Below are 24,228 nucleotides of genomic sequence, written 5' to 3' on the forward strand. Positions count from 1 at the left end.
GAAACCGGTTCAGCGGCACCCACAACCGACCCTTTCCATGATTGCGGGGCGTGGTAGTCGTAACCACGCCCCGCAATCGTGGACAGACTTACTCCTCGGTGTCCTGCGAGGCCGCCGACTCGGTCGGTTTGCCCTCGGCCGGCGCGGGCGGGGCCGCGTCGACCTCGCCCAGATCCGCGTCCGACACCGACTCGTGCCCGAGCAGGGTGGTGAGCGCCGCCCCGGTGAGCCGCCGGAACGCCCGGCCCGGCCGCCGCCGGTCGAGCACGGCCACCTCGAGCTGCTTGTCGGTGAGCTGGCGAGGCTGCCCGTTCTCCCCGCCGACGCTGCCGAGCGCCTCGGACGCCAGGGACAGTGCCACGGTCAGCTCGGCCGTCGCGTCGTGCCGGTCACGCAACACGTTCGCGATCGCCTCGGCCTGGCCGCCCATCGCCATGAAGCCGGGCTCGTCCATCACCGAGCCGTCGTAGGTGATCCGGTACAGCTCGTCGGCCTCCGGCGTGGCGCCGACCTGCGCCACGCAGATCTCCACCTCGTACGGCTTCTGCGTCTCCGAGAAGATCGCACCGAGCGTCTGGGTGTAGGTGTTGGCCAGCGCGCGGGCCGTCACGTCGCGCCGGTCGTAGCTGAGACCGACCATGTCGGCCATCCGCACGCCGCCGCGCCGCAGCGCCTCGAACTCGTTGTACCGCCCCACCGCGGCGAACGCGATCTTGTCGTATATCTCGCTGATCTTGCGCAGGGTGGTGATGTTCTCGGCGACCAGCAGGATGCCGCCCTCGTAGGTGAGCACCACGGCCGACCGGCCACGGGCGATGCCCTTGCGGGCGTACTCCGAGCGATCGCGCTGGACCTGCTCGGGTGATGCGTAGAACTGCATTGCCACAGGTGGCTACCTCTCTTCCTCGAAGTGCGGGTCAGCCGCCCGGGTTCTCGTGACGCCCCGCGACGACCCTCTCGGCCACCGTGGTGATCTCTTCGTCGCTGAGCCGGTGGGTGCCGGCCGCCGTGGCGGTCATCACCACCGGGTAGATCTTGCGGATCACGTCCGGCCCGCCGGTCGCGGTGTCGTCGTCGGCCGCGTCGTAGAGCGCCTCGACCGCCAGGGCGATGGCGTCCTCGGTGCTCACACCCGCCCGGTAGCGCTTCTTCAGCGCCGACTTCGCGAACAGCGAACCCGACCCGATCGCCTCGTAGCCGGTCTCCTCATAGAGGCCGCCGGCCACGTCGAAGCTCCAGATCCGGCCGGGTCCCACACCCGTGGCCGGCGCCAGGTCGAACCCGGCGAACAGCGGGACCACGGCCAGCCCCTGCATCGCCGCGCCGAGGTTGCCGCGCACCATCGCGGCGAGACGGTTGGCCTTACCGTCGAGCGAGAGCATGGCGCCCTCGATCTTCTCGTAGTGCTCGAGCTCGACCTGGAAGAGACGGATCAGCTCGATGCCGATGCCGGCCGTCCCGGCGATGCCGATCAGCGAGTAACCGTCGGCCGGGTGCACCTTCTTGATGTCCCGGCTGGCGATGAGGTTCCCCATGGTCGCCCGGCGGTCACCGGCCATCACCACGCCGTCGGCCGTCGCGATCGCGACGATCGTGGTGCCGTGCGGGGCGATGTCCGCGGACAGGCCCGGTGGAAGCGGCCGCCGGCCCGGCAGCAGCTCCGGTGCGGCCTGGCTCAGGAACTGCGTGAAGGAGGACGTCCCCGTGCTGGTGAAGAAATCCGGTAGACGCCCGGATGGATCAAAGCCCGTCGCCACGTGGTTCCTTTCGAGTACGTGCAGTTGAAGCACAATATCCCGCCAGAGCCTGCGGGTGCGATCAACACCATCGACATGTCTTGAGAAATGGCGGGCGCCGCCGAAACGGCGGCGCCCTGTCAGTCAGAAGCGGACAAAGCGGTCACTGACCGCCTTTTTGTACGTATCCCCTGACGAACTCTTCGGCGTTCTCCTCCAGGACGGAGTCGATCTCGTCCAGCAGGTCGTCGACGTCCTCGGTGATCTCCGCGTGCCGTTCCGCTACCTCGGGATTGGCCTCGACGGTGACGTCCTCGATCTCCTGGTCGCTGCGGCCCTTGCCACTCTGCGACTGACCACCTGTGTCTCGGGTTGCCATGGATGTCCCCCTTCAGAAGCCACCCGAAGTTCTGCAACATCGGGTTGGAAAAAACCTACCTCGCACCTGTGACGAAACAGCCCGCCGGAACGGGTGTTTTATTACCGGCTCGTGATCACCTCGAGCAGATCCTTGGCGGTGTCGCACTTGTCGAACAGCGCCCCGACATGCTTCTTCGTGCCCCGCTCGGGTTCCATCATCGGCACCCGGACCAGCGACTCCCGTCCCACGTCGAAGATCACCGAATCCCAGCTGGCGGCCACCACCTCGGACGCGTACTGCGCCAGGCAGCGGCCGCGGAAGTAAGCCCGGGTGTCCTCCGGCGGCTCGTACATCGCCCGCTGGGTGGCGTCCGGGTCGAGCAGGGTCTGCATCGAACCGCGGGCGACCAGGCGGTGGTAGAGGCCCTTCTCCGGCCGCACGTCGGAGTACTGGAGATCGACGAGCTGAAGTTTCGGCGAGGACCAGCCGAGGTTCTCCCGCTCCCGGTAACCCTCCAGCAGGCGCAGCTTGGCGACCCAGTCGAGGCTGTCGGACAGCACCATCGGGTCGCCACCCAGCTTCTCCAGGACGTCCTCCCACCGGTCGAGCACGTCGGCGGTCTGCTCGTCGATGTCGGTGCCGTAGCGGTCGTCGCAGAACTGGCGGGCCCGCTCGTAGTACGCCCACTGCAGGTCCAGGGCGGTGAGGCGGCGGCCGTCCCGCAGCCGCATCAGGTGCTTGAGCGAGGGGTCGTGACTGACCGCCTTGAGCTCGGAGACCGGGTCGGCGATGCCCAGCTCGCCGGTGAACACCTTCTCCTCGATCATGTTGAGCACCAGGGCCGTGGTGCCCACCTTGAGATAGGTGGAAATCTCCGACAGGTTCGCGTCGCCGATGATCACGTGCAGGCGGCGGTACTTGTCGGCGTCGGAGTGCGGCTCGTCGCGGGTGTTGATGATCGGCCGCTTGAGGGTCGTCTCCAACCCGACCTCGACCTCGAAGAAGTCGGCACGGGAGGAGATCTGGAAGCCGGCGCCGCTGCCGTCCTGCCCGATGCCGACCCGGCCGGCGCCGCAGAAGATCTGCCGGGTCACGAAGAACGGCGTGAGGTGGGCGACGATGTCGGCGAACGCGGTCTGGCGCCGCATCAGGTAGTTCTCGTGCGCGCCGTACGATGCGCCCTTGTTGTCGGTGTTGTTCTTGTAGAGCTGGATCCGGTGCGTGCCGGGGATGGTGGCGGCCCGGCGCGACGCCTCGGCCATCACCCGCTCGCCGGCCTTGTCCCACTTGACGATGTCGAGCGGGTTGGTGACCTCGGGAGTGCTGTACTCCGGGTGGGCGTGGTCGACGTAGAGGCGGGCTCCGTTGGTCAGTATCACGTTGGCCAGGCCGAGGTCCTCGTCGGCGAGGGCTTCGGCCGGGTCGTAGGCGGCACCGGAGTAGGTGAAGCCGCGGGCGTCGCGCAGTGGCGACTCCTCCTCGTAGTCCCAGCGGGCACGGCCTTTGCTGCTGAGCTCGGGGCGGGCGCCGTAGGCGTTGACCACCTGGGAGGACGTGACCATCGGATTGGCACCGGGCTGACCGGGGACCGAGATGCCGTACTCGACCTCGGTACCCATGATCCGTCGAACGCTCATGCGACCACCCTGTCCGCCACGAAGCTGCGCCTGCTCATGCATCGAGCCTAGACGCTCTGCCCGGCCTTTCCGAAACTCCGCGTGCCCGCGTCGGAACCTTCAGTCGCAGCCGGTGGCCGCAATGGCTGTTCGGGACCGAGAACGATCCCGGCCCGCCGTTGCAGGCGCCGGCCGAGCGCCTGGCCCGGCTGCTCGACGAACCGGTGGGCGAACCAGGACGCGAGCAGCGTGCCGGCGGCGAAGAGCAGCCCGAACAGGATCGGGCCGGCCGTCTCGGCCGGGACGGCCTGCCGGAGCAGGCCGAGCACGACCACGTGAAGCAGGTAGATCGAAAAGCTGACCGCGCCGAGCCAGGTGAGCGCGGCCGGCATGCGGCGCTCGCGCAGTGCGAAGCCCAGCACGAAGGTGATCGTGACCGCCGCCGTGACGCCGGCCCAACGGACGAGTTCTTCCGGCTGTCCGGTGTGCAGCCAGTTCGTGAGGACACAGCCGAGGAACACCACGGTGAGCGCCGCGAACGCCGGGCGCCGCCGGATCTCGCCGTGCTCCACGCGGTGGACGACCGTGCCGGCGAACATCACCCCCAGCATCAGCAGGGCCTGCCACGAGGCGGAGGCCACGATCCACCGGGTGGCGTGCCCGTTCACTGCGGGCAGCAGCACGAACCCGATTCCGGCCGCCCCGGCGGCCAGCACGAGCAGGCGCCGGCCGCTGAGGTAGGCGCACAGGCACGCGGCGACCACCAGCACGAGGACCGCGGCGAGCACTCGCCGCCGTCCGGGGGTGCCGCCCAGCAGCGCGTCCGGCAGCGCCGGGCCACCGAGAGCCGCGGCCAGAGTGAGCCCGGCCGCCCACCACGCGCTGAGGCGGTGCAGATTCCACGCGAAGAGTCCGGCGACGATCAGATAGAAGGTCATCTCGAAGGAGAGCGTCCAGAACGGTGTGATCATCCCGCTCACGCCCACGAAGTCCTGAAGCATCGTGACCTGGCCCAGCCCGCTGCCGACGGTCTCCTCACGCACACCCGGATGCGGCTCGCTGATCCCGGCCGCGACGAGGAGGACGACCACGGCGACGGTGAACAGATAGGCCGGGTAGATCCGGAACAGGCGGCCGACCCAGAACCGGCGCAACGACCCGTGCCGCTCCAGCGACATCGGGATCACATAGCCACTGACCAGGAAGAACAGCAGTACACCGTACTTCCCCAGGTCGAAGTGCTCATAGATCCGGAGGTGGTTGTCCCGGCCGATGACGTACGGGCTGAGGTGGAACAGCGCCACGACGACGGCCGCGAACCCGCGTAACGCGTCGAGCCACGCCATGCGCGGGGTGTTTGTCACGGGCGGGGACGATAACTGCCGTCCGGGGTGTTTCCTCCACCTGGAGGCCACGAGCCGGTTAACGGGCACTTACCGGTGTGCGGCGAGGTTCCGGCGGCCCGGCGGGGCTGTGCCGGGAGAAACGCCGCGCCAGAGCTTGCGCGGGTTGTTCGACCCAGCGATGACCGGCCCAGGCCACGGCGAGCGAGCCGGCAGCGAACGCCACAGCGGTCAGGACCGGGTCGTCGGTGAAGCGGCGGACCACGGCGAGCACCGGGATGTGCAGCAGATAGAGCGAGTAGCTGATCGCGCCGAGCCGGGTCAGCGCGACCGGGACGCCTCGCCGCCGCAATGCCCAGGCGAGCGCGAAGGTCGCCGCCACCGCCGCCGCGACGGACGGCTTGATCTGCACGGCCACCCCGATGGCGACCAGGAGCAGGACGACCGCCGCGGCGGGCCGCCGGATCTCCCCGTGCTGGGCCCGGTAGATCACCGTTCCGGCGAACATCACCGCGAGCATCTGCGCGGCCTGGGCCGACGACCGGCTGGTCACCTCATCGGTGGCATGACCGTTGAGAAGCGGCAGGGCGACGGCGCAGATCCCGGCGGCACCGGCGGCGAGGGCGAGGGGCCTGCGGCCGATGATGTACGCGCAGAGTCCGCCGGCCAGCAGCAGGAAGGCCACCACCGCGGTGATCCGGCGGCCGGCGGCCGTCGCGCCGAGCAGATCGTCCGGCGGGCCCACCGCGGCCACGACGGTCAGTCCCGCCGCCCACCAGGCACTGTCCCGGTGCCGCCGCCACGCGAAGAGGCCGGCCACGATCAGGTAGAACGCCATCTCGAACGAGAGCGTCCAGAACGGGCGCACCACGCCACGGGTGCCGAGCAGGTCCTGCAGCATGGTGGCGTGCCCGAGGATCGCGGTGGTGGTCTCGGTGGCGACCTGGCCGGGCATGCGCATCAGCCCGGCGGCGCCCAGGGTCAGTGCGACGGCGACCGCGAGCAGGTAGGCCGGATAGATCCGCAGCAGCCGGCCGACCCAGAAACGCCGCAGATCGCCGTGCCGTTCCAGCGACATCGGGATGACATAGCCGCTGACCAGGAAGAACAGCAGCACACCGTACTTGCCGAGGTCGATGACGCCGAAGATTCGCAGGTGCAGGGTGGTACCGAGGACGAGCGGGCTGACGTGAAACAACGCCACGATGATCGCGGCCCAGCCGCGGAGGGCATCGAGCCATGCCAGGCGGCCTTGGGTCATACGGGTTGAACGAGGGCGGGGCCGGAGGGAAACCCTCCGGCCCCGCACCGTAACGCGTCTTACAGGTACTGACCGGTGTTCGTCGCGGTCTCGATGGACCGGCCGGCCTCGGCGCCCTTGCCACCGGAGACGAGCGTACGGATGTAGACGATCCGCTCACCCTTCTTGCCGGAGATGCGGGCCCAGTCGTCCGGGTTGGTGGTGTTCGGCAGGTCCTCGTTCTCCCGGAACTCGTCGACGCAGCTGTCGAGCAGGTGCTGCAGCCGCAGTCCCTTCTTGCCGGAGGTGAGGAACTCCTTGATCGCCATCTTCTTGCCGCGGTCGACGATGTTCTGGATCATCGCGCCGGAGTTGAAGTCCTTGAAGTACAGGACCTCCTTGTCACCGTTGGCGTAGGTGACCTCCAGGAAGCGGTTCTCCTCCGTCTCGGTGTACATCCGCAGGACGACCGCCTCGATCATCGCGGCGACCGTGGCGTCCCGGTTGCCACCGTGCTCGGTCAGGTCGTCCGAGCTCAGCGGCAGGTCCGCCAGGATGTACTTGGCGAAGATGTCCTTCGCCGCCTCGGCGTCCGGGCGCTCGATCTTGATCTTCACGTCGAGTCGTCCGGGGCGCAGGATCGCCGGGTCGATCATGTCTTCCCGGTTGGAGGCGCCGATGACGATCACGTTCTCCAGGCCCTCGACACCGTCGATCTCGCTGAGCAGCTGGGGGACGATCGTGTTCTCCACGTCACTGGAGACACCCGAACCACGGGTCCGGAAGATCGAGTCCATCTCGTCGAAGAAGACGATCACCGGGGTGCCCTCGCCGGCCTTCTCACGGGCCCGCTGGAAGACCAGGCGGATGTGCCGCTCGGTCTCACCCACGTACTTGTTGAGCAGCTCCGGGCCCTTGATGTTGAGGAAGTAGCTGGTGTGCTTCTCCTCACCACGCCGCTCGGCGATCTTCTTGGCCAGCGAGTTGGCCACCGCCTTCGCGATCAGGGTCTTGCCACAGCCGGGCGGGCCGTAGAGCAGGATGCCCTTCGGCGGGCGCAGCTGGTGCTCCCGGAACAGGTCCGCGTGCAGGAACGGGAGCTCCACGGCGTCGCGGATCTGCTCGATCTGGGAGTGCAGGCCACCGATGTCGGTGTAGTCGACGTCGGGCACCTCCTCCAGGACGAGCTCCTCGACCTCGCTCTTCGGGATCCGCTCATAGGCGTACGCCGAGCGGGGCTCGATCATCAGCGAGTCACCGGCGCGCAGCTTGCTGACGTCGAGCGAGTCGGCGAGGAACACGATGCGCTCCTCGTCGGCGTGCGACATGACAAGCGCCCGGTCACGGGGGCCGCCGGACGGGTTGTCCAGGACCTCCTTGAGCGAGACCACCTCGCCGGTGCGCTCGAACCCGAACGCGTCGACGACGTTGAGAGCGTCGTTCAGCAGGACTTCCTGTCCCCGCTGGAGCTCGTCGGCGGCGAGCGACGGCGAGACCGCCACCCGCAGCTTGCGGCCGCCGGTGAACACGTCCACCGTGCCGTCCTCGTGTGCCGCCAGGAACACGCCGTAGCCGCTCGGCGGCTGGGCTAGCCGGTCAATCTCTTCCTTGAGAGTGACGATCTGGGCTCTGGCTTCCTTCAGGGTTGCCACGAGCCGCTCGTTGTTTTCCGTCACTCGGGAGAGCTGCGCCTGCGTTGCCGCGAGCCGTTCCTCGAGCTGCCGGACGTGCCGGGGGCTCTCGGTCAACTTTCTCCGGACCAGAGCTAGTTCCTCTTGCAGGAACGCGACCTGGCTCGAGAGATCGTTGGCCTCCTTCTCCCATCGTGCGGCGCGGGAGTTCTCATCGTCGCTACGTGCCACGTCCCACCTCCCCGGGGGGCTTGAACGTCTTGGCTCAACACTAGCCGTTCAGAAACTGTTTTTGACCCATGCAACACCCTCGTCACCGACTCTTGATCGATTGGTCCGACCGCGGCTGAGCCGGTCGGACAGAGTTCGGGTACCGTCGGCCCCGACGGGTTGCAGGAGGTAGATGTGGCGTCGGACACTGATGAGCTGCGGGTCTGGATCGATCAGGATCTCTGCACCGGCGACGGACTCTGTGTCCAGTACGCCCCGGAAGTGTTCGAACTCGACATCGACGGCCTCGCCTACGTGAAAAACGGCACCGGCGAGTTGCTCCAGGCACCGGGCGTCCGCGCGGACGTGCCGCGGCAGCTGCTGCTCGAGGTCATCGACTCGGCGAAGGAATGTCCCGGCGACTGCATCCACGTGGAGCGCTCGGCCGACGGCGTCGAGGTGGCCGGCCCGGACGCCTGACCCGGCCTCGGGCCTCTCCAAGGGCCGGACGGCCCACCCGGGGCTCTCAGAGGGTGGGCCGGCCGACCAGGGACGCGACCACCCGGGAGAACTCCTCCAGGCGGGCGATCTGGCCGGCACCGCCGTCGTCGAGTGTCTTGCCGAACCGCAACGCGTCGTGCCGGAGCGGCGCCCGGCCCTCATCCTCGCCCACACCGGGCGGCGGCACCGCATCATCCACCGAGCTGAGCAGCAGATACACGTCGATGCTGTCGACCCGGGCCTGACCGTTCGGGGTGCGGGTGAGCCGCCGCCGGCATCCCACCTCGGTGACCGTGGACAGCGGCACCACCCGCAACGACGACGTCATCGCACCGACCGGGCCGTCGCCGGGCGCCACGTCCTCGCCGTGCCAGAGCACGAGGCGGCTGCCGTCGCAGACGACGACCTCCTGCCACACCCCGTTCACCTCGTTGACGAAGCGCTCGAGTGTGAAACACAGCACTTGCGCTCCACGCAGCACCCCGAAGAGCGCTTCCAGAGCCACCTCGGGGTCACGCAGATAGGCACGCGCCGCCGAATCCAGGTCCGGGTAGGGCGACCAGTCCGGGAAGACGGCAGGCATCTCGTTGCTGCCGCCGAACGGCGGAGAGCTCATCGCGCCACTCCTGTCCTCCCGAGCCGGAAACCCTCAGGGAACCTACCCGACGCCAGCAACGGCGGTCACTCCCCCGCCGCCTCCGCGGGCGGCCGGGCCGCCGCCAGCCTCACGGACGGTCACCAAGCCACGGCTTCGGTCCCCCGCCGACCTTACGGAACGTTACGTCACCGCCGGCCTGACGGGCGGTCCGTCGCTCGCCGCCGCCCGACTCAAGGGCGGCCTCAGTCGCTCGCCGCCTCCACGGCCTGCGCGGCCAGTGCCGCCTGGGTCGCCTTGCGAATCGCGTACGCCTCGGCGCCCTTGCTCGGTTTACGCCGCCGGGGCGGCGCCGTGACACCGGGCGCGAGCTTGCGTGCCGACACCAGGAACGCGGTGTGCGCGATCATCCGGTGGTCCGGCCGGACCGCGAGACCGTCGGCGTGCCAGTCGCGCACCAGCGACTCCCACGCGCGCGGCTCGGTCCAGCCACCCCGCTCACGCAGCGCCTCGACCAGCTCGGACAGCTGCGGGGTGGTCGCCACGTAGCCGATGAACACGCCGCCCGGGATGAGCGCCTTCTCGACCATGTCGAGGGCCTCCCACGGGGTCAGCATGTCCAGGATGATCCGGTCGAAACCACTGATGTCGTTACCGGCCACGTCGCCGTGGTGCAGGTGCCAGGCCGGATGCGGGCCACCGAAGAACGCCTCCACGTTCTTGCGGGCGATCGCCGCGAAGTCGTCGCGCAGCTCGTAGCTGTGCACCTCACCCGAACTGCCGACGGCCCGCAGCAGCGAGCAGGTCAGCGCACCCGAGCCGGCACCCGCCTCGAGGACTTTCGCGCCCGGGAAGACGTCGCCCATCGCGACGATCTGGGCCGCGTCCTTCGGGTAGATCACCTGCGCGCCGCGCGGCATCGACAGCACGTAGTCCGACAGCAGCGGGCGCAGCGCCAGGTAGGCGGTGCCGCTGGTCGCGGTGATGACGCTGCCGTCCGGCAGACCGATCAGCTCGTCGTGCTGCAGAGCGCCGCGGTGGGTGTGGAACGCCTTCCCGGGTTCCAGCACGATCGTGTGCATCCGCCCCTTCGGGTCGGTGAGCTGAACGCGGTCGCCCGCCCGGAACGGCCCGCGGTGCGCGGGCACGTCGTCGACGACGGTGGCTGAGGTTGTGGTCACTGCTCTTCTCTCAGGAGATCGCTAATTACGGCTCGCACGCCGCGGTTCCAGGACGGCGGCCACGTCGGCGACCCGCAGGACGCCCACGACATCCTCGCCTGCGGTCACCAGGTACTGGGCGCCAGGGTGGGCCTGCAGCGCGCGAACCACCTGCTCACCGGTGAGTCCGGGTGGCAGCGTGGTCAGTGCGTCACGGGACCGGGCCACGCTCTCCACGCTCACCCAGGGCCGCCGGTCGACCGGAACCCGCTCGGCGGCGACCGGATCGACCAGTGCGGTGAGGCTACCCGCAGAGTCGGAGACCGCCAGCACCACGTCCGGTCTCGGGTCCTCGGCCCGGCGCCGCTGCGCCTCCCCCAGTGGTGTCCCGGCCGGCACCGCCAGCACCGGACGCACCAGCGTCCCCAGGTCGACGAGCGGGAACCGGCCGGTCATCCGGCCCAGCCGGATCGACTGCCCGGCACCCTGCCAGAGGGTCAGCACCACCAGCAGCACGAAGACAAGACCCAGCAGAGTGACCAGGCCCACCCGGTAGAGCACGATCGACACGGCCGCGGTCAGCAGCGCCAGCGCCCGGCCCGCCCAGCCGGCCACCACGGTCGCCCGGTTCCGGTCCTTCAGCACCGCCCACAGCAGCGCCCGCAACGCCCGGCCGCCGTCCAGCGGCAGGCCCGGAAGCACGTTGAAGAACGCCACCAGCACATTGCTCAGTGCCAGCTGGAAGGCGATCTCCCCGGCCACCGTCCGGTCCGGGAGCACCAGCGCGCCCGCCGTCGCCACCCCGCCGAGCAGCAGCGACACCGCCGGGCCGGCCAGCGAGACGAGGGCGTCCACCCGCGGGGCGGGTGCGTCCCGGTCCATCTCGGTCCAGCCGCTGAGAAGCTCCAGCGTGATCCGGCGCACGCCGATGCCGAAGCGGCGGGCGGTCAGCGCGTGGCCCAGCTCGTGCAACAGCACCGAACCGAGCAGGCAGACCACGAAACCGAGGCCCACCAGGTACGCCCACGGCTGCACGAGCCCCAGCTCGGCGCGGGCGTAGTTCCCGTACACCACCGTTACCAGCACCGCGAGCAGCACCATCGACGCGTTCGCGTGCACCGGGATGCCGGCCACGTGCCCGACCGGCCGCCCGATGCCCGGCGGCGGCCCCGCCTGCGGACCCGGCTGCCGATCCGGTGACGGCTCGCGCGGTCCCTGGCTCTGCTCCACGCGATCGATGCTACGGACACGCCCGCACCGGACCCACCCCGCGTTTTTCGTCGTACCCCTGGCCTAGCCTCTGTGACATGACGGCGCTCTCTCCCATGGCGGCCCAGCCGGTCTCCCCGCCCCCGCAGCCCGGCGAGACGCCGGTGGTGCCCCCCGCCCGGTCCCGCCGGCCGGAGACCCCGGCCGGGCCGTCGCTGTCGCCCTCCCGGGCGGCCGACTTCAAGACCTGCCCGCTGCTGTTCCGCTTCCGCACCGTCGACAAGCTGCCCGAGACGCCCTCGGCCGACCAGGTCCGGGGCACTCTTGTGCACGCCGTCCTGGAGCGCCTGTTCGACCTGCCCGCCGCCGACCGCACCCCGGAGGCTGCGTCCGCCCTGGTCGCCCCCGAGTGGGACAAGCTGGTCGCCCAGGAGCCCGAGCTCGCCTCCCTGTTCGCCACCGAGCCACCAGGCCGGGGCCGGCCTGCCCCCTCCGGCTCCGCCGGTCCCGCCGCCACCAGCCCGGCCGTGACCGCCTCCGCCTCTCGAGCGGCTGCTTCTGCACCAGCTGCTTCTGCCGGGGCTGCTTCTGCCGGGGCTGCTTCTGCCGGGGCTGCTTCTGCACCACCTGCTCCCCGCCCGGACGGCACCGGCTCCGGCACGGGGGCGGCCGGCGGTGACCCCGGCCCCACTGCGGCGCCGGTGCGTGACCCCGCGGCGGTCGAGGCCGAGATCGACGCGACCGGCCAGGCGGCGCTCATCGACATCCCGGGCGGGTCGGCGGAGGCGGCCCGGATCGCCGCTTTCCTGGCCGGTGCCCGTGACCTGCTGGCCGGCTACTTCGCCGTGGAGGACCCGCGCCGTCTGCAGCCGGCCGAGCGCGAGACCCTGATCTCCACGATGATCGGCGACGAGCTGTTGCTCCGCGGCTACATCGACCGCCTCGACGTCTCACCCGCGGGCGACCTGCGCGTCGTCGACTACAAGACCGGCGGCGCCCCACGGGAGGCCTTCGAGGGTCGGGCCCTGTTCCAGCTCAAGTTCTACGCCCTGGTCCTGTGGCGCGCCCGCGGGACTGTGCCGCGAGCGCTGCGGCTGCTCTACCTGAAGGACGCCGAAGCCCTCGACTACAGCCCCGACGCCGGCGAGCTGGAGCGTTTCGAGCGCACCCTGATCGCCCTGTCCCAGGCGATCGAGCGCGCCAAGCGCAGCCAGGACTTCCGCCCCAAACCGAGCCGCCTGTGCGGCTGGTGCAGCCACCAGAGCCTGTGCCCTGAGTTCGGGGGCACCCCGCCGCCCTACCCGGTCGCCGCGCCCCCCGCCGACGTCACCGGCGACCAGGAACCCGACCGTGTCGGCACCCTGCTCCGGGACGACCCTCTTGGCTGACCCGGCCGATCCGCTGACGCCGCCGGCCGCTCACGGCACTGCCGCCGGACTGTTGAGACACGGCCTGATGGGCGACAACTTGGTGAACGCCGGCATGGCGGGCGACGGACTGGTGGACGACGGACTGGCGGGCGCTGGCTTGGTGAGCGCCGGCTCGGTGGACGACGGACTGGTGGACGACGGACTTGCGGGCGCTGGCTTGGTGAGCGACGGCCTGATGGGCGGCGGTTCCGGCGGGTGGGTGGCCGGGCCGTGACCGGACCGCTGCGTGTGCTCGTCGCCGACGCCGCTCCCCTGCACCGGGCCGGCCTGCGGACGGTTCTCACCGCTTCGGACGCACCCCGCGACGGCGATCCCGATGCGGCAGGCGGGCACGGACCCGTCACGCAGCGGGAGATCGTCGTGGCCGGGGAGGCCGGTGACGGGACCGAGGCGGTCGACCTCGCCCGGCGCCTGCTGCCGGATGTGCTGATCTCGGACGTCGCACTGCCCCGGCTCGGCGGTCTGGGCGTGGCCCGGGCGGTCACGGAGGCGCGGCTCGCGGTGCCGGTGCTGCTGCTGACCGACCGGGACAGCGACGACGAGGTGGTCGCCGCGATCGCCGCCGGCGCCGCGGGTTACCTGTGCAAGGACACCCCGCGCGAGGAGCTGGTCGCCGCCGTACGGGCCGTCGCCGCCGGTGGCGCGGTCATCACCCCACCGGTGCTGGCCCGGATCCTCAACCGGATCGCCGCGGCGCTGCCCGCCGAGCAACCAGGCATCGCGGCCGCCCGGCTGGCCCCGCTGACCGGCCGGGAACGCGAGGTCCTGGTGCACGTCGCCCGCGGGCGCAGCAACAGTGAGATCGCCGGGCTCCTCGGTGTCAGCGAGACCACCGTGAAGACGCACGTCGGCCACGTGCTGGCCAAGCTGCGCCTGCGCGACCGGACCCAGGCCGTCGCCCTGGCATACGAGACGGGTCTGGTCCGGCCGGGCTCCTGACCCGGCGCCCAGCACGGCACACGAAGCGGGAGGACAACACCACCAACAAGCCGGCCGGCGTGGAGGGCCCGTCAGACCAGCAGGCCGGCCAGGTAGGCGATGTCGACGCCCGCCAGGGTGGACCGCAGGTGCACCCCGTCGACCGGCGCCAGCTCCAGCTCGGCCGGCACCGCCAGCACCACCGCGCCGGCGGCGGACGCGCTGGCCACCCCGCTGGGTGAGTCCTCGACCGCCACGCATGACCCGATCGGGACGCCGAGCATTGCGGCGGCGGTCCGGTAGGGCTCGGGGTCCGGTTTCGGCCGCTGTACCTCGTCACCGCAGACGACGACGTCGAAGTTCTCCGGGCCGAGGGTCTTGAGGGCCACGTCGACCAGCCGCCGGCCGGTGGACGTGACGAGCGCGGTCGGTATGCCGGCCGCCCGTACGGCGAGCAGCAGTTCCATGGCGCCGGGCCGCCACACCAGGCCGCCGGCGAACAGTTCCTCGACCCGGCTGCTCAGCCAGGCCACGTCCGGTGCCTCGGGCCGGTCGGGCTGTCCCAGGTCGTCGCGGAAGATCTGCATGCTGCGGGCCATGCTGGTGCCGACCATGGCCAGTCGGGCGGTGTCGGAGAGGACGCCGCCGGCGTGTACGGCGAGTTCGGCCAGGGCGATGCCCCAGATCCGCTCGCTGTCGACCAGCGTCCCGTCCATGTCGAAGAGCACGGCGGCAGGATTCACCGCACCATTCTCCGGTCGTCATGGCCGGGCGCCGATCGATTGTGATGGTGGCCTCAGAGCCCGCAACGTTCGAGCGACTCCTCGTATCCGTCGGCGAAGGACTGGAATCGCTGGCCGGGTGATCCGTGTGCGCCGGGGGCGAACCACGGCTGGTCGGGGTCGTCGCCGACGGCTTCCAGTCCGTCGGCGAGTTCCTTGGTGTCGTCGGATTCCATGCTGAGGGTCTTGTCGCGGACCTTGTCGCCGATGAACGCCCCGGCCATGCAGTCGGCCTGGAGTTCCTGTTCGATGGTGAACTCCTTGCGGATGCCGAGCCGGGCCTGAATGGCGTGCGCGTACTCGTGACCGAGCAGGTAGTACACAAACGCGTCGCCGAGCTGCCGGAACGCGGCGAACGCCCAGTTGACGTCGTAGGCGATGAAGTCTCCGGCCGAGCAGTAGACGGCGTTGTTACGCGGCAGTGGTTGCCCGGCGCAGTCGAGTTCGCCGTCGCGCTCGTACGTGAGGATCTCTCGCACCGGCTGGAAGCCTGAGCCGAGCCGCTGGCTCCAGTAGAGCTCCGCGACGTGTTGCGCCACCCGCATGTCCTGCTCGAACTCCTCGGGTGTGTCGGTGCCCTCGGGACCGAGGTCGCCGGTGCCGGTGGCGCCGGGTGTGGCGGCGGGCCGGCTGCCGGGCGGTTGTTCCGGCACAGGCATGCAGCCGGCGGTCAGCACGACCGCGGTGAGAGCGACGAGAAGGGCCCGGAGCTGTGCCGGTCGAGCGCGCATGCGGTCCTCCAGGACGGGAGTTTCCACGGTAATCCGGATCGACCAAGATCGACCGGCTCAGGGAGTCCCCTGAGAGTCCCCTGGGTGCCACCCCCAGGGAAATCTCCGCGTCGGTGTACGCCGGGGGACGGACGCCGCCGGGCCCGCACGCCGGAACACTGAGCCGGACGGAAATCGACACCACAGGGGGAGACACGGTGGCAGCGACGAATGCCGGCGGGCCGGTAGCGGCGCGTGCGGGGGAGATCTGGAAGGTGTACGGCTCGGGCGAGGCCCAGGTCGTGGCGCTGCGAGGGGTCAGCGCCGAGTTCGGCAGGGGCCGGTTCACGGCCATCATGGGCCCGTCCGGCAGCGGCAAGTCGACGCTCATGCACTGCCTGGCGGGCCTGGACACGGTCGACAAGGGCACGGTCCACATCGGCGGCACCGAGATCAGCACGCTCGGCGACAAGGCTCTGACCCGCCTGCGGCGTGACCGGGTCGGTTTCATCTTCCAGCAGTTCAACCTGCTGCCGACGCTGAGCGCGGCGGAGAACATCACGCTGCCGCTGGACATCGCCGGCCGCAAGGCCGACCCCCAGTGGTGGGACACGGTGATCGCCACGGTCGGGCTCTCCGACCGTCTGGGGCACCGGCCGAGTCAGCTCTCCGGCGGCCAGCAGCAGCGGGTGGCGTGCGCACGGGCCCTGATGGGCCGCCCGGACGTGATCTTCGCGGACGAGCCGACCGGCAATCTGGACTCCCGGTCCGGCGGTGAGGTGCTGGCGTTCCTGCGTTCCAGCGTGCGCGAGCACGGGCAGACCATCGTGATGGTCACCCACGACCCGGTGGCGGCGAGCTACGCCGACCGGGTGGTCTTCCTGGCCGACGGTTCGATCGTCGACGAGCTGGCGGACCCGACCGCGGAGACCGTGCTGGACACCATGAAGCGGCTGGACGCGCCGAGCGACCCGGTGATGCTCTGATGTTCCGCGCCACTCTCAAGAGCCTGCTCGCCCGGAAACTGCGGCTGGTCCTCTCCGGTCTCGCGGTGATCCTCGGCGTGATGTTCGTGTCCGGCGCGCTGGTGCTGACCGACACGCTGAACCGTTCGTTCGATTCGATCTTCGCCTCCGCCTACGCGGCGACCGACGTCTCGGTCGCTGCAAAGCCCAAGGTCGACGTCTCGGAGAGGGAGGGAGAGGACGTCGCGGCGCCCTTCCCGGCGTCCGTCGTGGAGACGATCAAGACCCAGCCGGGCGTACGGTCGGCGACCGGCCGCGTCGACGCGGACGGTGCGCGGGTGATCGCCACCGACGGCAAGGTGCTCACCTCGTTCGGCCCGCCCCGGATCGGCTCCAACTGGACCGGCGCCGACGCGACGATGGAGATGCGTGCCGGCCGCGGACCGGAGGCGGCCGGCGAGATCGCCATGAACGCCACCACCGCCGAACTCGCCGGGTACCGGGTCGGTGACCGGGTCCCGGTTCTGACCCAGCAGCCGAAACGGGAGTTCACCCTGGTCGGTGTCTGGGGCTACACCGGTGGCCGGGACAGCATCAGCGGTCTGCAGGAGGTCGCGTTCACCACCCCGGTCGCGCAGGAGCTGATGCTCGGCGAGAAGGACGTGTTCACCTCGGTGACCGTCGCGGCCGCCGACGGGGTCACTCCGGAGCAGCTGCGTGACCGGCTCGCCCCGGTGCTCGGTTCCGGGTACGACGTCAAGACCGGCGACCAGCTCGCCGCCCAGAACTCCGCGGATCTCAAGGAGGGTATGGGCTTCTTCAACCAGATCCTGCTGGGCTTCGCCGGTATCGCGCTGTTCGTCGGCATCTTCCTGATCCTCAACACGTTCTCGATCGTGGTGGCGCAACGGACCCGCGAACTGGCGCTGCTGCGGGCGATCGGCGCCAGCCGCCGCCAGGTGATCAATTCGGTGCTGGTGGAGGCCGTCGTGGTCGGCGTGATCGCCTCGGTCCTCGGCCTGGCCGCCGGAGTCGGTGCGGGCGCCGGGCTGGGCGCGCTGTTCAGCAGCATGGGTGGTGGCATGGACCTGGCTCCGCTGGGCGTGCCGCTGTCCGCGGTGATCAGTTCGTTCGCGGTGGGGATTCTGGTGACCGTGGTAGCCGCGGTGCTGCCCGCGCTGCGCGCCTCCCGGATCGCCCCGGTCGCCGCCATGCAGGACGTCGCCACCCCGGACCGCCCGCTCACGAAGATCACCGTCGCCGGTGCCGTGGTCGCCTCGGCCGGTGCGGCGGCCCTCGGCACCGGCCTGTTCGCCGACGCCGGTGACGCCACCCTCTACCTGATCCTCGGCGGGGTGCTGGTCACCTTCATCGGGATCGCGCTGCTCACCCCGCTGATCAGCCGGCCGGTCGTGTCGCTGCTGGGCCGGCTGTTCTCGTGGTCGGTGCCGGGCCGGCTGGGCCGGCTCAACTCGGGCCGCAACCCGCGCCGCACGGCGATCACGGCGGCCGCCCTGATGGTCGGCATCGCCCTGGTCACCGGGGTCACCGTGGTCATGGATTCGGCCAAGAGCAGCCTGAAGGCGGAGGCGGCGCGGATCCTCAAGGCCCAGATCATGATCAGTGGCGATCAGGGCGGGCCGCGGCCGCCGACGTACGATCCGGCCGTGCTCGATCGCGCCGCGCAGATCCCCGGCGTGCGGGCGGCGGCCGGCCTCTGGAACGACCTGGTGGCGATCGGCGAGGACCGCACCTATGTGGCCGCCACCCGGGACCTGTCGGTGATGGCCGAGGCCTACGGGACGACGGCACCGAGACTGACGGCGGACCAGATCGCGGTCAGCGCTCCGGAGGCGGCCGAGCGCGGCTGGCAGACCGGGACCACGGTCACGGTCCAGACGGCGCGGGGCGACCCGCACACGTACACCGTCGCCGTGGTCTTCCCGGAGAACGCGCTGCCCGGCAGCATCATCATGCCGGCCGAGGCGATCAAGGGCTTCGGCATCAGCCAGCCGGTCCTGGGCTTCATCCGCCTCGACGACGGCATCACCGTGTCCTCGGTGCTGCCGCAGGTCAAGGCGCTGGTGGCGGACAGTCCGGAGGTTTCCGCGCTGGACCAGCAGACCTTCGTCGACGACCAAGCCGCCGTCTTCGACCAGTTGATCATGATGATCCAGATCCTGCTGGGCCTGGCCATCCTGATCGCGGTGCTCGGCGTGATCAACACGCTGGCGCTGTCCGTCCTGGAACGCACCCGGGAACTGGGCCTGCTCCGCGCCGTCGGCCTGGGCCGCGCCCAGACCATGCGCATGATCACCGTCGAGGCGGTCGTCATCGCGGTCTTCGGCGCGCTGCTCGGCGTCGCGGTCGGGGCGGGGATGGGCAGCGCGGTCGCCCGGGCTCTGAAGGACGACGGCATCACCCAGATCGTCCTGCCCTGGGACCGGATGGCCACCTACCTGGTGCTGGCCGCGCTCGTCGGTGTGATCGCCGCCGTCGTGCCGTCGATCAGGGCCGCCCGTCTCAACGTCCTGAACGCCATCGCGCACGACTGACCGCCCACGCGGACGCGGACGGCCCCGGCTCCGGCCGGGGCCGTCGGTGTCCCGCCGGTCAGGCCAGGATCTTGTCGAGCTTGGTGAAGCTGGACCCCCAGCCCTCGCGGGCGCCGTCCGCCATCACCTCGGGGAACGGGCTCTGCGTCACCACCAGGCGGGTGCGGCCGCCGTCCTCCTCGTAGAACTCGATGCGTAGCCGCAGCTTGTCGGCGCCGAAGTCCGGGATGTGGCTGACGTCCTCCTCACCGACAAGCAGCTCGTTCTCGACGACCTCGAGGAAGGTGGCGTTCACCGGCGACGACATCGACGGGTCGTCGTCATTGACCATGGTGAAGACCTGCTTGCCACCGGGGCGGGCATCGATGTCGATCGTGTCGCGGGGAACCGACCAGCCGACCGGGCCGAACCACGCGGCCAGCTGGTCGGGGTCGATGAAGGCTTGGTACACCAGGTGACGCGGGGCGTCGAAGATGCGGGTGATGACGAGGTCGGTCACTGGTCGTCCTCCTGAATACGTCGGAGATGGGCGTCGAGGCGGTCGAGGTTGTCGTCCCAGAAGCGCCGGTAGCGCTCCATCCACGCGGTCGCCTCCCGCAGCGGTGCGGGCTCCAGACGACTGGAACGCCACTGCGCGGAACGGCTGCGGGAGATCAGTCCCGCGTTCTCCAGCACTTTGAGGTGCCGGGAGATCGCCGGCAGGCTGATGTCGAACGGCTCGGCGAGCTCGTTCACGGTGGCCTCGCCGTCGGCGAGACGGGCCAGGATGGCGCGGCGTGTGGGGTCGGCCAGCGCCGAGAAGATCACGCTCAGGCGATCCGCCACTGTCGTACGCCCTCGTCTTTATTTAACGCCCCGGTTAATTAACGGATAGGTTAAGAACCTAACCACGCCGGCGGCGCCTGTCAAACCTTGCTGGGGATACGCCGGTGCAGCTCGGCGAGAAGGACCTCGGGTCCGGGGGACATCAGGCCCACATCGATGATGTACGCGAACTCCCCGCCCCGCCGGCGCACACGAGGCGCGCCGCCCCGACCGGGCAGCTCACTCGCGTAGTCCTCGGCGATCGGGGTGATCACCAGCTCGGTGAACGGGCCACGGCCGTGCAGTGCCACGGCGGCGATGCCCGACCAGGGCAGATGGATCGGGCGGCGGCCGGTGGCGGCGAAGTCCAGTCCGTGCACCGAGGTGTGCAGCCAGCCGAGGCGACGCCAGACGAGCAGCATCAGAGCGGCGGCCGCCACCGCCGGGACGATCAGGGTGAGCTCGGCGAGGACCACGATGTCGCCGGCCCGGGGCCGGTGCCCGGCGGCAGCCCGGACCAGCAGGGTGATCAGGAGCATCGGCAGCCAGGCGGCGGCCAGGACCCACAACGCGGTCACGTAGAACATGCCGCGCGCCTGGAAGAAGCTGACGGTGTCGTCGGTGGGCCCGAGCACCTGATCCACATGGTCGGCCATATGCTGCATTATGCCCGGATATAAACGACTTGGTGTGTGGTATCGACAGTGAGCATGATCGATGACCCCAGGGGCCCGGCGCGGCCGTCGGGTACGTTCCCGCGCCCGCACGTAGGCTGTGTGCCATGACTGAGTTCGACGGCCTTCCGCTGCTCCGCTCCCCCGTGGCCATCGCCGCCTTCGAGGGGTGGAACGATGCTGCGGACGCTTCGACCGCGGCCGTGGAACACCTCGAGCAGGTCTGGGAGGCCCGGGAGGTCACCAGCATCGACCCCGAGGACTTCTACGACTTCCAGGTCAGCCGGCCCACCATCACCATGGCCGAGGGCGAGACCCGCAAGATCGAGTGGCCGACCACCCGGTTCACCGTGGCCAGTCCGCCCGGCGCCGACCGTGACGTGGTCCTGATCCGCGGCATCGAGCCGAGCATGCGGTGGCGCACCTTCTGCGAGTCGGTGCTGGAGATCTGTCACAGCCTGGAGGTCTCCCGGATCGTGCTTTTGGGCGCCCTGCTGGCCGATGTGCCGTACACCCGGCCCCTCCCGATCAGCGGCACCGCCAGCGACCGTGACACGGCCGAGAAGTACAAGGTCGTGCCGACCCGCTACGACGGCCCGACCGGCATCGTCGGCGTGCTGCAGGAGGCGGCCGGCCGCGCTGAACTGGACGCACTGTCGTTCTGGGTGCACGTCCCGCACTACGCCAACAACCCGCCCTGCCCGAAGGCCACCCTGTCGCTGCTCAGCCGGATCGAGGACGTCCTCGACCTGCCGGTCCCCATGGCCGACCTGGCCGAACAGGCCGACGAGTGGGAGAAGCGGGTCCGGGCCGCCGCCGAGCAGGACGCCGAACTCGGCGAGTACGTCCGGGAGCTCGAGGAGAGGGTCGGGGACGCCGGCATCCAGCCGCTGACCGGCGACGAGATCGCCAGCGAGTTCGAGAAGTACCTGCGCCGCCGCGGCGGCTCCGCGGGCCCGACCGCCGGCTCCTGGTGAAACGAAACGGGCGTCCCAGCGGGACGCCCGTTCTTCGTTTGGCCGGCTTCAGGAGGACTTCCCGATAGCTATGACCTGGTGCTGGAATCCAGCCCACTGCTCATATGTGAAGACCAGAGCGGGCTGACTGGGATTTTTACCATCACGGAGCCGGACGGTGCCATCGACCTGCGCCACCTCAACACAGGCTCCGTTCGAGCAATAACTACTACGCTGCCACACCGTTGTGGTTGGTTTCATCTCGAACCTCTCATGCGGGAATCAGGACTCCATGCCCTGATCTTGGCTCAGATCTCTGGCAATCCTCGCCCGAAGGTCGTAAACCCGGGCAAGGATGAGCGCCCGGCTGGCTTCGACGCTGAGCGCTCGCTTCCAGAACCGCTCGAAAGCGTCACGGTGATACTCGACCTGCGCCGGGTCCTCGATGACCTCATCGCGCATGTACTCCTCCCGGTACAGCACCGCGTCGGAAGGATCATCGCTGAGGTCCAGCGCCATGAAGTAGCCGAAGGTCCCCATCATCATGCCGTCGTCCATCGGCAACACCCGGATGTGCACGTTCGGCCACCGGGACGTGGCGGCGAGTTCCTCGAACTGCTCAACCGCCGCAGCCGGGCCCCCGACCGTGCGCCACAGCGCGGACTCGTCCAGCAACAGACAGAAATGCGGTGGATTCTCGCGCTTGAGCACCTGCTCCCGACGGGCCAGACGTACGTCACGGCGCACCCGCCGCCGCTCCTCGCTCAGGCTCTGGCCGAACCAGGCGAGAATCGCCTCCGCAACGGCCGGCGTCTGCAGATATGCGGGGATCAACGTCGAGTGGTACTCCCGGATGGTCGTCGCCGCCCGCTCGAACTGCAGTAGCTGCACCAGACCCGGAGGAAGATGGTCCCGATACTCCTGGGAGATCCAGTAACGCTCGCGCCGGGCGGTCCGGGCGTCGGCGCTCAGCCGCGCGATGTGCTCGGCGTCGGTGACCTGGTAGACGTCGAGCACCGCGCGGAGGTCGGTGGGCGAGATAGTGACCTCACCCAACTCGATGCGCTGCACCTTCGAGAGCGACCACCCAAGCTGCTTGGCCACCTCGATCTGGCTCAGCCCGGTGCCTTCGCGGGCCGCGCGCAACGCCAATCGCACGCGCCGTCTAGCAACAGCGGGCAACTCGTCGCGCGCAGCCGACATCCATCCCCTAACCAATCATTGAGCGCTAAAGTCGCTAATCGCCCGTGACTGCTATGTTGCAGACTGCATCATCGCAAGCCTGCCGAAGAATACCGTAGGGTTCCCACTGTCGGGTCAGGACTCCCCGTACTCCAGGGAACGAACCAGGCCACGGCAGAACTCGGAGAACTCGCGCTCGTCACGGGATGCGAAGATCTCGATGACGTCGCCCCGGTAGCCGGCTCGCAGCTGCCACCAGCGGCCCGATCGGGGCCGTAGGCAGAGCACGGCACCGATGCCGAGCGCCGCCGACACCACGATGGTCAGCAGGAGCGATGCGGGACCCACCACGGGAACCGCCATGACCGCCGCGACCAGGGCCGACACCCCAGCCACGTACCTTCCCGCATCGTCCGGCGCGGGGTCGAACCGGACGATGTGGAGCTCGCTCATCTCGGCCACCACGTAGAGTCTCCGGTGCTCCTTCGACACCTCGACGACCTGGTGCGTGATGATGGCTCTCGGACCTCGGTAGAAGACCGGCAACTCTCACCCCTCCCCTCGGCTTGCACGACGGAGGAGGGGTGCACGAAGATAGCGGTTGACAAGGCTCTCCTCCCCCATGAGCGAGAGGCCTCGGCGGCGACCAGCGGCTACTGGTCGCCGCCTCTTCAATTGATCCCCATCGCCCTTAACGTGGATTCAGTATGGGGCTAATCACACGCATCCGCCAGATGCCTGACAGCCTTGTAGCTGATAGACGAATTCACTCACGGGTTTTCACGCGTGTCGTGCCGCTGAGCACGCATCCCGTACCGCATCCTAGGAACCTAGCTGGAAGGAGACGGGCATGAACATCAATCCGGGAGCCGCCGAGTTCCCGCACCGGCAGATCGCATCCCAGCTGCGGGAACGCATCCGGCGCGGGGACTGGCAGCCGGGCGAGAGGCTGCCGTCCATCCCCGCCATGGCGGAGATGTTCGGCGTCGCTAAGCAGACCGTGCAGCGCACCGTCGACCAGCTGCGGGTCGAGGGCATCCTGATCACCAAACCCGGTTCCGGTACGTACGTGCGCGGCACCCGCCGGCGCCTGAACCGGCTGTCCCGCGGCCGGTACGGCGCGCACCGCGGCTACCACGCCGACCTGGCCGCCCGGTACCGGCAGCAGCTGACCGGCGTCGGCCGGGAAGCGGCACCGCCCGAGGTCGCCGACGCCTTCGGGGTGCGTGACGGCACGGAGATGCTGGTCCGGCGACATGTCGTACGCACCGACGACGCCACCGTCGAGCTCGGCGCCTCCTGGTTCCGGGTCACCGACGCCACCGGCACCTCACTGGAACGCATGGAGGCGTTCGGCCGGCCCCTCTACCAGGAGGCCGAGGAGGTGCTGGGCCGCCGCTACACCTCGGCGACCGACACGATCAGCGCCCGGCAGCCGAGCCGTGAGGAGGCCGAGATCCTGCAGATCCGGCCGGACACCCCGGTGCTCCACCTGCTACATGTCGCCTTCGACGAGACCCGCAAGCCGATCGAGGTGGCGCAGGCGACCTGGCCCGGACCGATGACCACGCTGACCGAGGAGTACCGGATCCCGGCACCCGCCCCGGATCCCGACCCGGACCCGGGGCTGACGCTGGCCTGAAGCTTCCC

Annotated in this window: 26 protein-coding genes; 8 read left to right on the plus strand and 18 right to left on the minus strand. The window is 69.8% G+C overall.

The features are described from left to right. Nucleotides 1-88: 88 nt before the first annotated feature. The 7 genes from prcA to arc all read right to left on the minus strand — a co-directional run bounded on the left by prcA (nt 89) and on the right by arc (nt 8,158). Nucleotides 89-886, minus strand: coding sequence for a proteasome subunit alpha (gene prcA / locus AB0G04_RS27825; RefSeq protein WP_360988281.1), 798 nt, complete (start codon nt 884-886; stop codon nt 89-91). 31 nt (nt 887-917) lie between these two features. Further along, on the minus strand, nt 918-1,757 hold the full coding sequence (gene prcB / locus AB0G04_RS27830) for a proteasome subunit beta (RefSeq protein ID WP_360988283.1): 840 nt from the start codon (nt 1,755-1,757) through the stop codon (nt 918-920). A gap of 142 nt (nt 1,758-1,899) precedes the next feature. Continuing rightward, on the minus strand, nt 1,900-2,115 hold the full coding sequence (locus tag AB0G04_RS27835; protein ID WP_106320381.1) for a ubiquitin-like protein Pup: 216 nt from the start codon (nt 2,113-2,115) through the stop codon (nt 1,900-1,902). 101 nt (nt 2,116-2,216) lie between these two features. Beyond that, the gene (gene dop, locus AB0G04_RS27840; RefSeq protein WP_360988285.1) at nt 2,217-3,734 is read right to left on the minus strand and encodes a depupylase/deamidase Dop; all 1,518 of its coding nucleotides are present in this window, start codon (nt 3,732-3,734) and stop codon (nt 2,217-2,219) included. A 47-nt stretch (nt 3,735-3,781) separates the two neighbouring features. Next, on the minus strand, nt 3,782-5,077 hold the full coding sequence (locus AB0G04_RS27845) for an acyltransferase (protein ID WP_360988287.1): 1,296 nt from the start codon (nt 5,075-5,077) through the stop codon (nt 3,782-3,784). 58 nt (nt 5,078-5,135) lie between these two features. Then, on the minus strand, nt 5,136-6,317 hold the full coding sequence (locus tag AB0G04_RS27850) for an acyltransferase (RefSeq protein WP_360988289.1): 1,182 nt from the start codon (nt 6,315-6,317) through the stop codon (nt 5,136-5,138). 59 nt (nt 6,318-6,376) lie between these two features. Continuing rightward, on the minus strand, nt 6,377-8,158 hold the full coding sequence (arc, locus tag AB0G04_RS27855; protein WP_360988291.1) for a proteasome ATPase: 1,782 nt from the start codon (nt 8,156-8,158) through the stop codon (nt 6,377-6,379). Between the two features lie 174 nt (nt 8,159-8,332). On the opposite strand from arc, the gene AB0G04_RS27860 reads away from it, so the two are divergent. Then, a complete protein-coding gene (locus AB0G04_RS27860) occupies nt 8,333-8,617 on the plus strand; it encodes a ferredoxin (RefSeq protein ID WP_360988293.1) in 285 nt (94 codons plus the stop codon). Nucleotides 8,618-8,663: 46 nt separating this feature from the next. On the opposite strand, the gene AB0G04_RS27865 is transcribed toward AB0G04_RS27860, so the two are convergent. The 3 genes from AB0G04_RS27865 to AB0G04_RS27875 form a co-directional block, all read right to left on the minus strand. After that, nucleotides 8,664-9,254 carry a hypothetical protein gene (locus AB0G04_RS27865; RefSeq protein ID WP_093611934.1) on the minus strand — a complete coding sequence of 197 codons (591 nt, stop codon included), beginning with the start codon at nt 9,252-9,254 and terminating at the stop codon, nt 8,664-8,666. 224 nt (nt 9,255-9,478) lie between these two features. Next, nucleotides 9,479-10,414, minus strand: a complete 936-nt coding sequence (locus AB0G04_RS27870) for a tRNA (adenine-N1)-methyltransferase (protein ID WP_360988295.1) — start codon at nt 10,412-10,414, stop codon at nt 9,479-9,481. Nucleotides 10,415-10,435: 21 nt separating this feature from the next. Next, complete coding sequence (locus AB0G04_RS27875; RefSeq protein ID WP_360988447.1) at nt 10,436-11,527, minus strand: site-2 protease family protein; 1,092 nt, start codon at nt 11,525-11,527, stop codon at nt 10,436-10,438. 242 nt (nt 11,528-11,769) lie between these two features. On the opposite strand from AB0G04_RS27875, the gene AB0G04_RS27880 reads away from it, so the two are divergent. The 3 genes from AB0G04_RS27880 to AB0G04_RS27890 are packed head-to-tail and all read left to right on the plus strand — an operon-like array spanning nt 11,770 to nt 13,971. Then, complete coding sequence (locus AB0G04_RS27880; RefSeq protein WP_360988449.1) at nt 11,770-12,990, plus strand: PD-(D/E)XK nuclease family protein; 1,221 nt, start codon at nt 11,770-11,772, stop codon at nt 12,988-12,990. Next, nucleotides 12,983-13,246 carry a hypothetical protein gene (locus tag AB0G04_RS27885; protein ID WP_360988297.1) on the plus strand — a complete coding sequence of 88 codons (264 nt, stop codon included), beginning with the start codon at nt 12,983-12,985 and terminating at the stop codon, nt 13,244-13,246. The genes AB0G04_RS27880 and AB0G04_RS27885 overlap by 8 nt, the downstream gene beginning before the upstream one ends. Next, nucleotides 13,228-13,971: a response regulator transcription factor gene (locus AB0G04_RS27890; protein ID WP_360988299.1), complete on the plus strand. Its 744-nt coding sequence runs from the start codon at nt 13,228-13,230 to the stop codon at nt 13,969-13,971. The genes AB0G04_RS27885 and AB0G04_RS27890 overlap by 19 nt, the downstream gene beginning before the upstream one ends. A 71-nt stretch (nt 13,972-14,042) precedes the next feature. Here the strand turns inward: AB0G04_RS27890 and AB0G04_RS27895 are convergent, their stop codons facing one another. Both AB0G04_RS27895 and AB0G04_RS27900 read right to left on the minus strand, forming a co-directional pair. Then, the gene (locus AB0G04_RS27895) at nt 14,043-14,678 is read right to left on the minus strand and encodes an HAD family phosphatase (RefSeq protein ID WP_360988451.1); all 636 of its coding nucleotides are present in this window, start codon (nt 14,676-14,678) and stop codon (nt 14,043-14,045) included. Nucleotides 14,679-14,746: 68 nt separating this feature from the next. Further along, nucleotides 14,747-15,463 carry a neutral zinc metallopeptidase gene (locus tag AB0G04_RS27900; RefSeq protein WP_360988301.1) on the minus strand — a complete coding sequence of 239 codons (717 nt, stop codon included), beginning with the start codon at nt 15,461-15,463 and terminating at the stop codon, nt 14,747-14,749. 197 nt (nt 15,464-15,660) lie between these two features. Between AB0G04_RS27900 and AB0G04_RS27905 the strand changes: the two genes are divergently transcribed. Both AB0G04_RS27905 and AB0G04_RS27910 read left to right on the plus strand, forming a co-directional pair. Further along, complete coding sequence (locus AB0G04_RS27905; RefSeq protein ID WP_360988303.1) at nt 15,661-16,428, plus strand: ABC transporter ATP-binding protein; 768 nt, start codon at nt 15,661-15,663, stop codon at nt 16,426-16,428. Beyond that, nucleotides 16,428-18,962: an ABC transporter permease gene (locus AB0G04_RS27910; RefSeq protein WP_360988305.1), complete on the plus strand. Its 2,535-nt coding sequence runs from the start codon at nt 16,428-16,430 to the stop codon at nt 18,960-18,962. Before AB0G04_RS27905 ends, AB0G04_RS27910 begins: the two co-directional genes overlap by 1 nt. A gap of 58 nt (nt 18,963-19,020) precedes the next feature. On the opposite strand, the gene AB0G04_RS27915 is transcribed toward AB0G04_RS27910, so the two are convergent. The 3 genes from AB0G04_RS27915 to AB0G04_RS27925 form a co-directional block, all read right to left on the minus strand. Beyond that, the gene (locus tag AB0G04_RS27915) at nt 19,021-19,461 is read right to left on the minus strand and encodes an SRPBCC domain-containing protein (protein ID WP_360988307.1); all 441 of its coding nucleotides are present in this window, start codon (nt 19,459-19,461) and stop codon (nt 19,021-19,023) included. After that, the gene (locus AB0G04_RS27920; protein ID WP_360988309.1) at nt 19,458-19,787 is read right to left on the minus strand and encodes a metalloregulator ArsR/SmtB family transcription factor; all 330 of its coding nucleotides are present in this window, start codon (nt 19,785-19,787) and stop codon (nt 19,458-19,460) included. Before AB0G04_RS27920 ends, AB0G04_RS27915 begins: the two co-directional genes overlap by 4 nt. Nucleotides 19,788-19,867: 80 nt before the next feature. Beyond that, entirely contained in the window at nt 19,868-20,422 is a 555-nt protein-coding gene (locus AB0G04_RS27925; protein WP_360988311.1) for a hypothetical protein, read from the minus strand. Nucleotides 20,423-20,547: 125 nt separating this feature from the next. Between AB0G04_RS27925 and AB0G04_RS27930 the strand changes: the two genes are divergently transcribed. Continuing rightward, nucleotides 20,548-21,417, plus strand: coding sequence for a PAC2 family protein (locus AB0G04_RS27930; RefSeq protein ID WP_360988313.1), 870 nt, complete (start codon nt 20,548-20,550; stop codon nt 21,415-21,417). A gap of 48 nt (nt 21,418-21,465) precedes the next feature. Here the strand turns inward: AB0G04_RS27930 and AB0G04_RS27935 are convergent, their stop codons facing one another. The 3 genes from AB0G04_RS27935 to AB0G04_RS27945 form a co-directional block, all read right to left on the minus strand. Continuing rightward, entirely contained in the window at nt 21,466-21,657 is a 192-nt protein-coding gene (locus AB0G04_RS27935) for a DUF397 domain-containing protein (protein ID WP_360988315.1), read from the minus strand. A 21-nt stretch (nt 21,658-21,678) separates the two neighbouring features. Further along, entirely contained in the window at nt 21,679-22,599 is a 921-nt protein-coding gene (locus tag AB0G04_RS27940) for a helix-turn-helix transcriptional regulator (RefSeq protein WP_360988317.1), read from the minus strand. Between the two features lie 114 nt (nt 22,600-22,713). Then, entirely contained in the window at nt 22,714-23,124 is a 411-nt protein-coding gene (locus AB0G04_RS27945; protein WP_360988319.1) for a DUF6232 family protein, read from the minus strand. 304 nt (nt 23,125-23,428) lie between these two features. On the opposite strand from AB0G04_RS27945, the gene AB0G04_RS27950 reads away from it, so the two are divergent. Next, entirely contained in the window at nt 23,429-24,220 is a 792-nt protein-coding gene (locus tag AB0G04_RS27950) for a GntR family transcriptional regulator (protein ID WP_360988321.1), read from the plus strand. Nucleotides 24,221-24,228: the final 8 nt, after the last annotated feature.

The sequence above is a fragment of the Actinoplanes sp. NPDC023801 genome, assembly GCF_040639655.1.
Classification (GTDB): Bacteria; Actinomycetota; Actinomycetes; order Mycobacteriales; family Micromonosporaceae; genus Actinoplanes.